Genomic DNA, 13,552 nt, shown 5'->3' with positions numbered 1-13,552 from the left:
CGGCGAGCACGGATCACCTCTCCCAGAGGAAGAGGTGAAAGCTAGGTCCGCGTTACCGTCGTCGAGGACGGTACCAGCACCGGCTTCAACGAGGGAATCAGCCGCGCCCGTTCGCGCTTTGCGGGGATGGCGCGATAGACCTGCTTGGTCGCTTCGACGATATGGACGCCGGCAAAAGGCAACGACAGCGCCGCGCCGGCGCGCTCCCACATCTGCGCCGATTTCAACACCCAGCGGCCTGCATAAGGCGGCATGAACAACGCCTCGCCCCAGGCGGTCGGCGTGAACCAGGTCTGGCGCAACAGGTCCGTGATCTGCGAGCGCGAATAGGGACGGCCGTGGCCGAACGGCGTGTTGTCGCTGCGCGTCCATACGCCGCGCCGGTTCGGGATCACCGCGATGACACGGCCTGACGGCGACAGCACCCGCCAGACCTCGCGCAGCAGCGCGGCCGGATCATCCGACATTTCGAGCGCATGCACCAGCAGGATGCGGTCCACCGCGGCGTCGGGAAGCGGCAGCGAGAACTCGTCGACCAGCGAGGCCAGCGCCGGCCGCCCGGTCGGCCATTTCAAGACGCCTTGGGCGGCCGGCATGAAGGCGATGCAGCGCTCCGCATCCTCGCGGAACAGCCCGAGATAGGGCGTCGGATAGCCGATGCCGAGCACGCGCTGGCCCCCGGCGCCCGGCCAGCGCTCCCTGATGCCGCGATTGATCATCTGCCGCGCCACGATGCCGAGGCGCCGGGAATAGAACTCTCTGAGGTCGACGACATCGATGGTCATGACGACAATGTAACATGCGTCGGGCTGCGGCCGCGCGCTGAATATTGCATTGCCTGCGCAACGTTAACGCCATATTTGTCTGACGGGGCTGAGCGCGATGGAGAAGTCATGGCCGCCGAAATTCGTACTTTCACCTGTTTAAACGACAATTTCGGTTATCTGATCCACGATGTGGAAACCAAGGCAACCGCGTCGATCGACGCACCGGAAGCCGGCCCCATCATCAAGGCGCTGGAAAGCGAGGGCTGGGAGCTCACCGATATCCTGATCACCCATCATCATGGCGATCATGTCGGTGGAGTCGCCGAGCTCAAACAGAAGTACAATTGCCGCGTCGTCGGACCGCACGACAAGACGACGAAAATCGCCGACGTCGATTTGCGGGTCGCCAATGGCGACGTGGTCAAGGTGGGCACGCTGCTCGGGCGCGTGCTGGAGACGCCTGGCCACACGCTCGACCACATCTCCTATGTGTTCGACACCGAGAAGACCCTGTTCGCCGCCGACACGCTGTTCTCGATCGGCTGCGGCCGCGTGTTCGAAGGCAATTATCCGATGATGTGGGACTCGCTGTTGAAGCTGCGGGCGCTGCCCGACGACTTCAAGCTCTATTGCGGTCACGAGTACACCGCGTCTAACGTCAAATTCGCGCTCACGGTCGAGCCGGACAATGCGGCGCTGCAGGCGCGCGCGTCGGAAGTTGCGAGGCTGCGGGCGGAGAACAAGCCGACCATCCCCTCACTGCTTGGTGACGAAAAGCGAGCAAACGTGTTCCTGCGCGCAGATGAACCCTCGGTCGCAGCCAGGCTACACATGAAAGGCGCGGACGCCGCAGCAGTGTTCGGCGAGCTGCGCGAGCGCAAGAACAAGTCCTGAAGAAGAAGTTCTGAATCCTGACGGGGATCGATGCCGACCGCAGCCGAGATCATTGCACGCCTCGAACTCCGTCCGCATCCCGAGGGCGGACATTACCGCGAGACCTTTCGCGACCAGACCACCGACGCCAACGGCCGCTCGCGCTCGACTCTCATCTACTTCCTGCTCGCGCGCGGCGAGCGTTCGCACTGGCATCGCATCGATGCGGTCGAGACCTGGCATTATTATGCCGGAAGCCCGCTGACGCTGCGGATCGCCCATGATGGCTGCTCCCAGCACGAGGTCCGCCTCGGCACCGATCTTGCCCGCGGCGAGCGGCCGCAGGCGATCGTTCCGGCGGACGCATGGCAGATGGCAGAGACATCAGGCGAGTGGACGCTGGTCGGCTGCACGGTCGCTCCGGCATTCGAGTTCGCAAAATTCGAGCTCGCGCCGCAGGGCTGGGAGCCGTAGCGGACTCTCAGCGCTTTCGCAGCACCATGTCCTTGGCCGCGATCAGGCCGCCGCCGGCGATCAGGATCGCGGCGAGCGCGATGTTGGCGCTGGCTTTGGCGAAGCCGGCGGCGATGAGGAAACCGGTCGACAAGAGCGGCGTCGCGTAAGAGGCGGCGCCGAGCACGCGAATGTCGCCACGCTTCATGCCGATGTCCCAGGCATAAAAGGCCGCACCGACGGGACCGATGCCGAGCCCGACGACCGCAAGCCATTGCAACGCGGTATCGGGCCACACACTGGTTTCCAGCAAACCATGCATCAGCGCGGCGAGCGCCGATGTGGCGAGGCAGAAGCCGGCGACCGCATCGGTCGGGACGGCCTTCAACCGCCGCGACAGCACCGAATAGATTGCCCAGACGAAGGCGGCGATGAAGGCCGCGATCAATCCCGGCACCGCCCCCGGCGCGAAGCCGCTCGTGTTGCCGGCGAACAGCAGCACGGTGCCGACCAGGCCGAGCACGGCACCGATGATGTGATGCACGGCGAGCCGTTCGCCTGGAAGGAAGGATGAGAACAGCACGATCAGCAGCGGCCACATGTAATTGAGAAGTCCGGCCTCCGCCGGTGGAGCGAAGCGCAGCGCGAGAAAATAGAGCGCGTGGTAGCCGAACAAACCGCCGACGCCGACGATCCAGACGACCGGCGGCTGACGCAGACTTTTCGCGGCGTCGCCGCGCCCGATCCAGGTCAGTAGGCCGACGAGACCGCCGATCGCGAACGTCATCGCGGCGAGCTGGAAGGCCGGAATCTTTCCGGTCGCCACCGTCATGACCGAGAGCAGCGACCACATCAGGATCGCGGTCAGTCCGATTAGCGTGGCGGTGCGGTGAGTCATCGGCCCAATGTTTCCGTCATGGCCGGGCTGTCCCGGCCATCCACGCTCTTTCGTGGCGACGGTTGTTGTAGGGCCATGGATGCCCGGGACAAGCCCGGGCATGACGAAGTGGACAATATCAGCCGACGTGATGCGATCGCATCACACCATGTACTGGCCGCCGTTGACCGTCAGCGTCGAGCCGGTGATGAAACCGGACTCGTCGGCGGCGAGGAACACCACCGCGCGCGCGATCTCTTCAGGCTCGCCGAGCCGGTTGGCCGGGATCTGCGGAATGACATTCTTCTCAAGAACGTCCTTCGGCACCGCCTGCACCATTTCCGTGTTGATGTAGCCCGGGCAGATCGCGTTGACGGTGATGCCACCCTTGGCATTCTCGAGTGCGAGTGCCTTGGTGAAACCGATATCGCCGGCCTTCGCCGCGGAATAGTTGACCTGGCCGAACTGGCCCTTCTGGCCGTTGATCGACGAGATCGAGATGATGCGGCCGAATTTGCGTGCGCGCATGCCCTCGATCACTTGGCGCGTCATGTTAAACAGCGAGCCGAGATTGGTGTTGATGACGGCGTTCCACTGCTCGAGCGTCATCTTGTGGAAGGCGGTATCGCGGGTGATGCCGGCATTGTTGACGAGCACCTCGACTGGCCCGAGGTCGGCTTCGACTTTCTTCACGCCCTCGGCGCAGGCATCGAAGCTGCTGACGTCCCATTTGTAGACGGCGATGCCGGTCTCGGCCTTGAACTTCTCCGCCGCCGCATCGTTGCCGGCGTAACTCGCCGCGACCTTGTAGCCGGCGGCCTTCAGCGCCTTGCTGATGGCAGCACCGATGCCCCGCGTACCACCCGTGACCAATGCAACACGTGCCATGTCGTATTCCTTCCCTTGGACTCTTCGGACGTTTCTGGCGTGATCTTTTTTAACGGCGGATTATGCGGTTGGTTTGACGGACATCAAGAACAAAACGCCCGGCGTTGAGCCGGGCGTTTGTATTTAGTCGAGGCTTGCGCGGTTGCGAAGAATAATTGATTTGCAACCGCTGCCTTTTTAATCGCGTGCAACGCACTCACCTCACGCGTGCAGCGCACCCGTCGGTCGAGTGCAAGCTCAGTCGCGCGCCAGGCACATCGCGATGCCCATGCCGCCGCCGATGCACAGCGTGGCGAGACCCTTCTTCGAATCACGCTTCTGCATTTCGTGCAGCAGCGTCACCAGCACGCGCGCGCCGGACGCACCGACGGGGTGGCCGATCGCGATCGCGCCGCCGTTGACGTTGACCTTGGAGGTGTCCCAGCCGAGATCCTTGTTGACGGCGCAGGCCTGCGCGGCGAAGGCCTCGTTGGCCTCGATCAGGTCGAGATCGCCGACGTTCCAGCCGGCTTTCTTCAGCGCGGCGCGCGAGGCCGGGATCGGGCCCGAGCCCATGATCTTCGGATCGACGCCGGCCTGCGCCCAGGACACGATGCGCGCGAGCGGCTTCTTGCCTTCCTTGGCGGCCTGCTTCGCGGTCATCAGCACCACGGCGGCAGCGCCGTCATTGATGCCCGAGGCCGAGCCTGCGGTGACCGTACCATCCTTCTCGAACGCGGGACGGAGCTTGGCCATCGCCTCGAGCGTGGCGCCATGACGCGGATATTCATCAGCGCTGACGACGACGTCGCCCTTGCGGGTCTTGATGGTGACGGGAACGATCTCGTCGTTGAACTTGCCGGCCTTCTGCGCGGCTTCGGCCTTCTGCTGCGAGGCGACCGCGAACTCATCCTGCTGCGCGCGGGTGATCTGCCACTGCCGTGCGACGTTCTCGGCGGTGTTGCCCATGTGGTAGCCGTTGAAGGCATCCCACAGCCCGTCCTTGATCATGGTGTCGACGAACTCGACCGGGCCCATCTTGACGCCGCCACGCAGATACTGGGCATGCGGAGCCATGCTCATGGATTCCTGGCCGCCGGCGACCACGATCTCGGAATCACCGTTGAGCAGCGCCTGGTAGCCGAGCGCGACCGTGCGCAACCCGGAGCCGCAGAGTTGGTTGACGCCCCAGGCAGGGCTCTCCACCGGAATGCCGGCGCCGATCGACGCCTGGCGGGCGGGGTTCTGGCCCTGGGCGGCGGTCAGGATCTGACCCATGATGACTTCCGAGACCCGGCCGGGTTCGATGCCACCGCGCTCCAGCGCGGCCTTGATGGCGACGGCACCGAGGTCATGGGCGGGAAGGGTCGCGAAGGCTCCGTTGAAGCTTCCGACCGGGGTGCGGGCGGCGCTGACGATGACGACATCGTCTGACATGGGCATCTCCTGGGGTTCAATGGGGGCAGACGGGGCTGGGAAAACGGCTCGCCAGTCTCGAACGGCATCCTGTTAACGTCATTGCGGCATGTCAATCGGCAGGTCACCGAATTCATGCCGCAGCGCATTCAAAATAGCGTTCTTGGCGCTTTCGCAAGCAAGATTTTGCTCTGCGATTAACCGTGCCGCACAAAACGGTAGCGTGAGCCCTTTGAAAATGCTTATTTTGTTGCGTTGCGTACTCTTCCCGCCCTGCGGCATGGCCTGCAGGTTCCTGTTCTCCGCGCTTGCAAGTGAGAGCCCATGGCGAAATCAGACCAACCCACCACCATCAAGAAATACGCGAACCGCCGGCTCTATAACACCGGAACGAGCACCTACGTGACGCTCGAGGATCTCGCTGCCATGGTCAAGGATGGCGAGGATTTCCTGGTCTACGACGCCAAAACCGGCGACGACATCACCCGCTCCGTGCTCGCCCAGATCATTTTCGAGCAGGAGAACAAGGCCGGCCAGAACCTGCTGCCGACCACCTTCCTGCGCCAGCTGATCCGCTTCTACGGCGACAGCATGCAGATGGTGGTGCCGAAATATCTGGAGCAGTCGATCGCGACGCTGACCCAGGAGCAGGAGAAGTTCCGCAAGCAGATTGCCAACACGCTGTCCGGAACGCCCTTTGCCCCCCTGGAAGAACAGGTTCGACGCAACATGGAGCTGTTCCAGCAAACCTTCTCGATGTTCAAGCCCTTCGCACCGACGGCGCGCTCGGCCACTCCGGAGCCGGAGCCCGATGCGAACGCCGAGGCGCCCAAGGACACCAATATCGACGAGCTGCGCCAGCAGATGAAGGATATGCAGGAGCGTCTCGAACGGATGTCGAAGAAGGACGAGTAGGCTTCTCAACGCGGACGCGCGAACGACCGATCGCCTTTGGCTCGTTACGTGCGCCGCCCTCCCGGCCAAGGCCGGAGCTTCCATGCCCGACCGCACCACGCATTGGCAGACCGTCTACGCCACCAAGGCCGAAAGCGAAGTCAGCTGGTTTCAGGACAGCCCTGCGATCTCGCTGGAGATGATTCGCGCTGCGACCCCTGACCGCAGCGCCGCTATCATCGACATCGGCGGCGGCGCCTCGCGACTGGCGGATGCCCTGCTGCACGAGGGGTATCGCAATCTCGCCGTGCTGGACCTCTCTGCCAATGCACTCGATGCAGCGAAGCAGCGAATCGGGCCCGCCGCCTCAGCGGTCGACTGGATCGTTGCCGATGCGACGACATGGCGGCCGGCGAGGACTTACGATGTCTGGCACGATCGCGCCGCGTTTCACTTCCTGACAGATCCACGCGATCGGGCCGCTTACGTCGAGCGTCTGCGAACGGCGGTTGCGCCGGGCGGACATGTCATCATCGCGACATTCGCTCCCGACGGACCGGAGAAATGCAGCGGCCTGCCGGTGCAGCGGCACGACAGCGCGAGCCTTTCAGGTGAGCTCGGGCCGGACTTCGAGCTGGTTGAGACGCGGAGCGAGACGCATCAAACGCCCTGGCATTCGACGCAGGCATTCCAGTTCAGCCGGTTCCGGCGGCGCTCGTAAGCGCATACCGCACGCTCCATGTCATTGCGAGCGCTACGCCGCCAGCTTCACCGCATGCGCAAAATCCCAATAGAGTTTTCGCGCCTTGGCGTAGATCGGGCCCGGCTTCAGCTCGCGTGCGTCGATGCGGATCACCGGCGCGACCTTGGCGAAATTGCCGGTTGAAAAAATCTCGTCGGCGGCGAGGAAGTCCGCATAGCGCAGCGTCTTCTCGACCACGGTAACGCCGTCGCCGCGCAGCAGGCTGATGACGCGCTGGCGCGTGATGCCGTTGAGGAAGGTGCCGTTCGGTACCGGCGTGAAGACCACGCCGTCCTTCGCCATGAACACGTTGGAATTGCCGAACTCGGCGACATTGCCGAGCATGTCGAGCATCAGCGCATTCTGGAAACCGCGCGAGGCCGCTTCCGCGAGCGCGCGCGAATTGTTCGGATAGAGGCAAGCGGCCTTTGCATCGACCGGCGCGCATTCGGCCGTTGGCCGGCGGAACGGGGACAGCGTGATCGCGTTCCCGACCGGCTTCGGCATCGGCGCCTCGTAGATGCACAGGCACCAATTAGTGGTCTCGGGGTCGAACAGCACGCCGCCGCCCGAGCCGTTCTGAGCCCAGTACATCGGGCGAATATAGAGCTCGGCATTCGCAGCAAAGCGTGCAATACCTTCGTCGGCGAGCGAGAGCCAGGTGCCGGCATCGACCACCGGCTTCAGGCCAAAATTGATCGCGGACTGATTGGCGCGGGCGACGTGACGGTCGAGATCGGGCGCGACGCCTTCGAACGCGCGCGCACCGTCGAACACCACCGAGCCGAGCCAGGCCGCGTGGGTGCGCGGCCCCATGATCGGCACGTTGCCGTCGTGCCATTTGCCCTCGAAGAAGGTCCAGCTCGGCGAATATTCGATCGGCTTCTTGATCTCGGCCATATCAAGCCTCCCTTCAGATAGATCCGGGCACTATTGTCCCAATTTCTAAACGATTTGCTGCGGCGAAGCACCCCATCCCCCCCTTCCGGAAGGCAAGACAAAGCCGCAAACAAACCGGCTATAATGTCGGGCAGTTCACGGAGTTTCCCATGCCGCTCGATCCGCTCGCAAAGCGCTTGTTGACCATGATGGCAGCCGCTGCGCCGCAGTCCCGCAGCCGGCCGAGTGTCGAGGCGCGCCGGCAGTCGCTGGCGAAGCTGATGCAGTTTGCCCGCGCCGAGGCGCCTGACGTGACCGTGTCCGACGGCACGCTGCCCGGCCCCGGCGGCGAGCTGCCCTTTCGCCTCTATTCTCCCGCATCTGCCGGCGAAAGCGCTCCCGGCTTCGTGTTCTTTCACGGCGGCGGGCTCGTGGCCGGCAGCGTTGCGACGCATGACCGCATCGCGGCGGCGCTGGCGCACGCGACCGGCTGCCGTCTCGTTTCGGTCGACTATCGCCTGGCGCCCGAGCACAAGTACCCTGCCGCCGTCGACGACGCGATCGCGGCGACCGAATGGGTTGCGCGTGAAGCGCCCTCCCTCGGCATCGATGCCGAACGGCTGGTGGTCGGCGGCGATTCCGCCGGTGCCACGCTGGCCGCGATCGTGTGCCAGGAGGCCGCGCAGAGCGCCGGGCTCTCGATCGTCGCACAATGCCTGATCTGTCCGGTGCTGGATTTCGAGGAGACTTCACCCTCGCGCGAAGCCTTCGCCGAAGGGCATCTGATCGATCGCACCACCATCGAGGCCGACCTGTCCGACTACCTGCCCGAGGGTCTGGATGCCGCCGATCCCCGCATCTCACCCTTGCGCGCGACACGGCTCGCAGGCCTGCCGACCGCGATCATCCACACCGCCGAGTACGACCCGATGCGCGACGAGGGCAATGCCTATGCGCGCAAGCTGCTTGCCGCAGGCGTGGCGGTCGAGCACGTCTGCCATGACGGCATGGTCCACAATTTCCACGCCATGGGTGCGATCCTGCCGCAGGCACAGCTCGTGCTGTCGCAGATCGGCGAGCAGGTGCGGCGGGCGGTGGAAAGGTAACACCTATCCTCGCCCCTCCGCTGCCGGAGAGTGTGCCGGTTTGGTCACGGCATGGCAGCAACGCGCACCCATCGCGTTGGTCCCTTGGGGATGCCGCTTGACCACACCCGCGAACACGTTCCATCTAGCAATCCCTTGTCGTCACAGCGCCACGCGTCGGGTCTTCACTTGTCACATCGCAGGCCATTGCAGGTTATGGCTTGGCGCTCTGTCGCGGTGGGATTGCTTTGTCTGACGGTCCCGTCGGGCGCTGCCTATGCCTCGGATGAAGCGCCAGACACACCGGCAAAGCCGGATGTCCCGAACATCTATCTCGATCTCCGCACGATCTATGCGACCATCCCGGCAGGCACGCTCGGGCTCGGCTTTGGCAACACCTCGCTGTCGGCCGCGTTCGAAGCCCTCGCGGCGCGACGGGGCACGACGCTGCCGAACGGGCTGCCGCCCGCGAAATCGATTGCGGTCGACCTGCCGCTCACCGTCGACGTCACCGACCGCGTCTCGCTCTATGGCGGGGTGTCAGGCTCGACTACGGACCTCGGCGGCGGCTGGTCGACCTTCGACATCACGAGCTGGAACATCGGCGTCCAGGCCGATGTCTACAAGCAGAACGGCGGCAGGATCCCGACCATCACCCTGCAATCCACCCTGACGCAGTCGGTGCCGAACGAGCAGGGCATGACGAACTCGTTCAACAACATCCTGGAGTTCGACTACGCGCTCGACGAGGACGAGACGCGCGGCTGGCTTGCCGGCGTACAATACACCTACACCACGATCGCAAGCCCGTTCACCAGCATCCGGCCGAACACGATCCTTTATGCCGGCGGCTATTACCAATGGCCCAGCAACTGGAAGTTCACCGGGCGGCTCGGCATGCAGTCGTTCGGCGGCGCGCAGCTTGCGGGCCGGACGCTGGCGGACTCCTTCACCCAGCCGATCCTGCGGCTCGACCTCGACCGCATGGACGACAACGACAACCGCCTGTTCGGCATCACCGCGCAGATCTCGTGGATGCCGAAGCCGGCCTACCAGGTGACGCTGCGCACGCCGCTTTACGCCGTGCGCAACTAATCCGGCACCGGCACGTCGAACGTGTTCAGCGTAACCGAGACCATGCAATAGACGCCGACCAGATAGGACAGTTCGGCCGCGCCGTGCTCGCCGAATTCGTTGACCGCAGCCCGATAGGTCAGCTCGGGCAGCACGCCGCCGTTCACCAGCGCAGACGCCATGTCATAGGCGACGGCCTCCTGCTTGGTAAGATCGACCGGCCGCTGCCCGGCGACGATCGTCGCGAGCTTCTCGTCCGAGAGTCCGCGCTGCTCAGCGACCAGCACGTGAGCATAGAGCTCGTAGCCGGAGCGGAAATGCGAGCCCGTGACAAGGATCGCGACCTCGCGCACCGGCGCCGGCAGCAGCGGGTTCGAAGCGATCGCCTTGACCAGTTCCCATACCGGCTTGCCGAAGCGCGGCTCGCGGAGCCAGGGATTCCAGGGGCCGAGCAGCGCGCCGTCGTCGCGCATGTTCACGAAGCCCTTGAAGTGGTCCTTGATACCCGCTTGCATGTCGGCATAGAGCGGCTTCTGTTCGTCGGTCAGCTCTTTCGGATCGAGAATGGGAAGGCGCACGGAGGGTCTCCTCGTTGAGAAGACGGCAGGCTCGCTTGCGTGCGCGCGCATGGCAAGTGAAGTTGCTGTGACATCGGCGCCTTTTCGCCAATGGAAAAGGCGCGGCTACTGAGCCTTCGCGCTCATGGGCTCTGGGGATTGACGACGTCCTCGACCGCAAGCGCCAATGGCTGTGCGGTCTCGAGAAACGACTTCAAGGCCGCCTCGAACGGCGCCGGATCGAGACCGCGCGCGGCCAGCCATTCGGGCTCGTAATAGGTCTGCCGGTAACGCTCGCCGGAATCGCAGATCAGCGTCACCAGCGACCCGGTCCGGCCCGCCTCTCTCATCTCTGAGGCAAGCCGGCACAGCGCCAGGAAGTTGGTGCCCGTGGAGCCTCCGACCGCGCGCCGCAACCGCCGTGACAGCACGTTCATGGCCGCGACCGTCGCCGCATCCGGAATCTTCATCATGCGGTCGACCACGCCAGGCACGAAGGACGGCTCGCAGCGCGGCCGGCCGACGCCTTCGATCAACGAGGGGCGTTCGCAAACATGCGAGCGGTCCTGCGAGCGGAAGCAGTCGAAGAAGGCGGAATGCTCGACATCGGCGACGCACAGCCGCGTCGGATATTGGCGATAGCGCAAATAGCGGCCGATGGTGGCCGAGGTGCCGCCCGTGCCCGCCCCCATCACGATCCAGTCCGGAAGCGGACGCGGCTCGCCCTTCAGCTGCGCGAAGATAGACTCGGCGATGTTGTTGTTGCCGCGCCAGTCGGTGGCGCGCTCCGCGAAGGTGAACTGGTCCATGTAGTGACCGCCCAGCCGGGTGGCGAGCGCGGCGGCCTCCGCATAAAGTGCGCGGCCGTCGTCGATCAGGTGGCAATTGCCGCCATAATGCTCGATCGCGGCGATCTTCTCGGCCGAGGTCGTGCGCGGCATCACCGCATAGAAGGGCACGCCGATCATCTCCGCGAAATAGGCTTCCGACACCGCGGTCGAGCCGGACGATGCTTCCACGACGGGCGTGCCTTCGTGGATGTGGCCGTTGCAGAGCGCATAGAGGAACAGCGAGCGCGCCAGCCGGTGCTTCAGGCTGCCGGTCGGATGCGTCGACTCATCTTTCAGATAGAGGTCGATGCCCGCCAGCGCCGGCACGATCAGGCGGATCAGATGGGTGTCGGCTGTGCGGCACTGGTCGGCTTCGATCGCCGCGATGGCGTTGTCGACCCAGCCGCGCCGGTAGCTGGGGGCAACGGGATCATGCTGGCGAAAGGGAAGCGGCTGCATCGGACGAATCTCTCATGAGGCGCACCGCGCATCAATAGCGCTGGACTGCTGTTTGACGCGTTTTCATTACGCGAACCGGCTTCCACGTCGCTGGAAAACGCTCCACTCAGAACTCCAGCGGCGCATTGTCGACGACCTCTTTCATGACGAAGAAGGTGCGGGTCTGGCGGACGCCAGGCAGCGCGATCAGCTGCTCGCCATGGATGCGGTTGAAGTCCTCCATGTCGCCGACGCGGATCTTGAGGAAGTAATCGAAATCACCTGCGACGAGGTGGCAGTCGAGCACAAACTTCAGCTTCGCGATCGCCTGCTCGAAGATCGCAAAGCTCTCCGGGGTCGAGCGGTCGAGCACAACGCCGACCATCACCAGCGTGCCCTTCGCCACCTTCTTCGGTGCAACCATGGCGCGGACGGTGGCGATAAAGCCGTCCTCGAACAAGCGCTGGGTGCGGCGATGGCAGGTCGCCGGGCTGATCGCGACTGATACGGCCAGCTCGGCGTTGCTGAGCCGACCGTTATTCTGCAGCAATCTCAATATCTTGAGGTCGGTTCGGTCGAGCCGGGAGGCCATGAAAGGATCTTTCTAAAAAATGGTTTCTGTCGGAAGAATTCATAGCAAGGATGCTACTTGCTGCAATATATGGCACAACATCTGCTCGATATTTGAAAGCACCTTTTTGCGCCACGGTGCTAGCGACATCCCAGCCATAACACCAATCGGGATGACGCAATGAACCTGGATAAATTCGCACGCTATCCGCTCACCTTCGGACCGACGCCCATCGAGAAGCTGGAGCGGCTGTCGAAGCACCTCGGCGGCAATGTCGAGATCTACGCCAAGCGCGAGGACTGCAATTCCGGCCTCGCCTATGGCGGCAACAAGCTGCGCAAGCTCGAATACATCATCCCCGACGCGATCGCCTCCAACGCCGACACGCTGGTGTCGATCGGCGGCGTGCAGTCGAACCACACCCGCATGATCGCCGCCGTCGCCGCCAAGATCGGCATGAAGTGCCGCCTGGTGCAGGAAGCCTGGGTGCCGCACGAGGACGCCGTCTACGACCGCGTCGGCAACATCATGCTCTCGCGCATCATGGGCGCCGATGTGCGCCTGGTCGACGACGGCTTCGACATCGGCATCCGCAAAAGCTGGGAACAGGCCATCGAGGAAGTGAAGGCTGCGGGCGGCAAGCCCTACCCGATCCCGGCGGGCGCCTCCGTCCACAAATTCGGCGGCCTCGGCTATGTCGGCTTCGCCGAGGAAGTGCGCCGCCAAGAGAAGGAGCTCGGCTTCAAGTTCGACTACATCGTCGTCTGCACCGTCACCGGGTCGACCCATGCCGGCATGCTGGTCGGCTTCGCCGCGGACGGGCGGGCGCGCAAGGTGATCGGTATCGATGCCTCGTTCACGCCTGATCAGACCAAGGCACAGGTGCTCGAGATCGCGCAGAACACCGCCAAGCTGGTCGAGCTCGGCAAGGACCTCGTCGCCGACGACGTCGTGCTGGTCGAGGACTACGCCTATCCCGCCTATGGTGTCCCGTCCGAAGAGACCAAGGAAGCGATCCGCCTCACAGCGCGGCTCGAAGGCATGATCACCGACCCCGTCTACGAGGGCAAGTCGATGCAGGGCCTGATTGACCTGGTGCAGAAGAACCATTTCGAGAAGGGTGCGAAGATCCTCTACGCCCATCTCGGCGGCGCGCCGGCCCTCAACGGGTATGCGTACGCGTTCAGAAACGGTTGAGCTAGACACACGAAGACTGTCGTCCCGGGGCG

General features: G+C 64.1%; 16 protein-coding genes. 7 read left to right on the top strand and 9 right to left on the bottom strand.

Annotated features, from left to right (window positions below):
• Positions 1–41: 41 nt before the first annotated feature.
• Positions 42–785: a methyltransferase domain-containing protein gene (locus tag X265_RS02840; RefSeq protein WP_128963550.1), complete on the bottom strand. Its 744-nt coding sequence runs from the start codon at positions 783–785 to the stop codon at positions 42–44.
• Between the two features lie 108 nt (positions 786–893).
• Here X265_RS02840 and gloB point away from each other — a divergent pair, with 108 nt between their 5' ends.
• Positions 894–1,661, top strand: coding sequence for a hydroxyacylglutathione hydrolase (gene gloB, locus X265_RS02835; RefSeq protein ID WP_128963549.1), 768 nt, complete (start codon positions 894–896; stop codon positions 1,659–1,661).
• 30 nt (positions 1,662–1,691) lie between these two features.
• Positions 1,692–2,114 carry a cupin domain-containing protein gene (locus X265_RS02830; protein WP_128963548.1) on the top strand — a complete coding sequence of 141 codons (423 nt, stop codon included), beginning with the start codon at positions 1,692–1,694 and terminating at the stop codon, positions 2,112–2,114.
• Between the two features lie 7 nt (positions 2,115–2,121).
• Here X265_RS02830 and yddG read toward each other — a convergent pair whose 3' ends face one another.
• The 4 genes from yddG to X265_RS02810 form a co-directional block, all read right to left on the bottom strand.
• A complete protein-coding gene (gene yddG / locus X265_RS02825; RefSeq protein ID WP_128963547.1) occupies positions 2,122–2,991 on the bottom strand; it encodes an aromatic amino acid exporter YddG in 870 nt (289 codons plus the stop codon).
• 141 nt (positions 2,992–3,132) lie between these two features.
• Entirely contained in the window at positions 3,133–3,858 is a 726-nt protein-coding gene (gene phbB, locus X265_RS02820; protein ID WP_128963546.1) for an acetoacetyl-CoA reductase, read from the bottom strand.
• Positions 3,859–4,095: 237 nt separating this feature from the next.
• Positions 4,096–5,274 carry an acetyl-CoA C-acetyltransferase gene (locus tag X265_RS02815; RefSeq protein WP_128963545.1) on the bottom strand — a complete coding sequence of 393 codons (1,179 nt, stop codon included), beginning with the start codon at positions 5,272–5,274 and terminating at the stop codon, positions 4,096–4,098.
• Between the two features lie 78 nt (positions 5,275–5,352).
• The gene (locus tag X265_RS02810; RefSeq protein ID WP_128963544.1) at positions 5,353–5,535 is read right to left on the bottom strand and encodes a hypothetical protein; all 183 of its coding nucleotides are present in this window, start codon (positions 5,533–5,535) and stop codon (positions 5,353–5,355) included.
• Positions 5,536–5,577: 42 nt separating this feature from the next.
• Here X265_RS02810 and phaR point away from each other — a divergent pair, with 42 nt between their 5' ends.
• Together phaR and X265_RS02800 are read left to right on the top strand one after the other, a co-directional pair.
• Positions 5,578–6,168, top strand: coding sequence for a polyhydroxyalkanoate synthesis repressor PhaR (phaR, locus tag X265_RS02805; RefSeq protein ID WP_128963543.1), 591 nt, complete (start codon positions 5,578–5,580; stop codon positions 6,166–6,168).
• A gap of 82 nt (positions 6,169–6,250) precedes the next feature.
• A complete protein-coding gene (locus X265_RS02800; protein ID WP_128963542.1) occupies positions 6,251–6,868 on the top strand; it encodes a class I SAM-dependent methyltransferase in 618 nt (205 codons plus the stop codon).
• A gap of 33 nt (positions 6,869–6,901) precedes the next feature.
• On the opposite strand, the gene X265_RS02795 is transcribed toward X265_RS02800, so the two are convergent.
• Entirely contained in the window at positions 6,902–7,789 is an 888-nt protein-coding gene (locus X265_RS02795) for a branched-chain amino acid aminotransferase (RefSeq protein ID WP_128963541.1), read from the bottom strand.
• Between the two features lie 149 nt (positions 7,790–7,938).
• On the opposite strand from X265_RS02795, the gene X265_RS02790 reads away from it, so the two are divergent.
• Positions 7,939–8,874, top strand: a complete 936-nt coding sequence (locus X265_RS02790; RefSeq protein ID WP_128963540.1) for an alpha/beta hydrolase — start codon at positions 7,939–7,941, stop codon at positions 8,872–8,874.
• A 195-nt stretch (positions 8,875–9,069) separates the two neighbouring features.
• Positions 9,070–9,948 (top strand): hypothetical protein, encoded by an 879-nt coding sequence (locus tag X265_RS02785; protein WP_128963539.1) that lies wholly within the window; start codon positions 9,070–9,072, stop codon positions 9,946–9,948.
• Here the strand turns inward: X265_RS02785 and X265_RS02780 are convergent.
• The 3 genes from X265_RS02780 to X265_RS02770 form a co-directional block, all read right to left on the bottom strand.
• The gene (locus X265_RS02780) at positions 9,945–10,505 is read right to left on the bottom strand and encodes a carboxymuconolactone decarboxylase family protein (protein ID WP_128963538.1); all 561 of its coding nucleotides are present in this window, start codon (positions 10,503–10,505) and stop codon (positions 9,945–9,947) included. The genes X265_RS02785 and X265_RS02780 overlap by 4 nt on opposite strands.
• Before the next feature lie 122 nt (positions 10,506–10,627).
• The gene (locus X265_RS02775) at positions 10,628–11,773 is read right to left on the bottom strand and encodes a PLP-dependent cysteine synthase family protein (protein ID WP_128963537.1); all 1,146 of its coding nucleotides are present in this window, start codon (positions 11,771–11,773) and stop codon (positions 10,628–10,630) included.
• A gap of 106 nt (positions 11,774–11,879) precedes the next feature.
• Positions 11,880–12,344, bottom strand: a complete 465-nt coding sequence (locus tag X265_RS02770) for an Lrp/AsnC family transcriptional regulator (protein WP_128963536.1) — start codon at positions 12,342–12,344, stop codon at positions 11,880–11,882.
• 159 nt (positions 12,345–12,503) lie between these two features.
• On the opposite strand from X265_RS02770, the gene X265_RS02765 reads away from it, so the two are divergent.
• Complete coding sequence (locus X265_RS02765) at positions 12,504–13,520, top strand: 1-aminocyclopropane-1-carboxylate deaminase (RefSeq protein WP_128963535.1); 1,017 nt, start codon at positions 12,504–12,506, stop codon at positions 13,518–13,520.
• Positions 13,521–13,552: the final 32 nt, after the last annotated feature.

Origin of the sequence: Bradyrhizobium guangdongense (assembly GCF_004114975.1) — a bacterium.
GTDB classification, from domain to species: Bacteria; Pseudomonadota; Alphaproteobacteria; order Rhizobiales; family Xanthobacteraceae; genus Bradyrhizobium; species Bradyrhizobium guangdongense.
This window is presented reverse-complemented; position numbering and strand designations above follow the sequence as displayed.